Genomic DNA, 356 nt, shown 5'->3' with positions numbered 1-356 from the left:
TGCGGCCCCCCGCCGCTCGCAAGCATACCGCTCTGGTGAAGCTCCATCTTTTCTACATCAAACCGCATAATTTCAGCGGTTTACTGGCAACGCGAGCTCCAGCACTTTCCCGCTTCTGAACTGAAAGCAGTTTTGATGTCTGACGTTTCTTCTTCCAAACCGGACAATATTTTTCTGTCCGGCTCCATACCTATTCTCTTTGCAAAAACCGCAATCCCCCTCAGCCTTGTCATGATGGTCAATGGCTTGCATACCGTCGTCGACGCCTATTTTCTGGGAACCTATGTGGGTACACAAGCGCTGACTGGCGTCACCCTCATGTTCCCTCTCTTCATGATTCTGGTTTCCCTGTTCAC

The 356-nt window shown here is 50.8% G+C and carries 1 pseudogene; it reads left to right on the top strand.

Annotated features, from left to right (window positions below):
- Positions 1-135: 135 nt before the first annotated feature.
- A pseudogene (locus PPL9_RS33635) lies at positions 136-356 on the top strand (MATE family efflux transporter); the annotation flags it as partial.

This window comes from Pseudovibrio sp. POLY-S9 (genome assembly GCF_001431305.1).
Taxonomy (GTDB): domain Bacteria; phylum Pseudomonadota; class Alphaproteobacteria; order Rhizobiales; family Stappiaceae; genus Pseudovibrio.
Note: the sequence above shows the minus strand (reverse complement) of the source record. Positions and strands in the feature narration are given on the sequence as shown.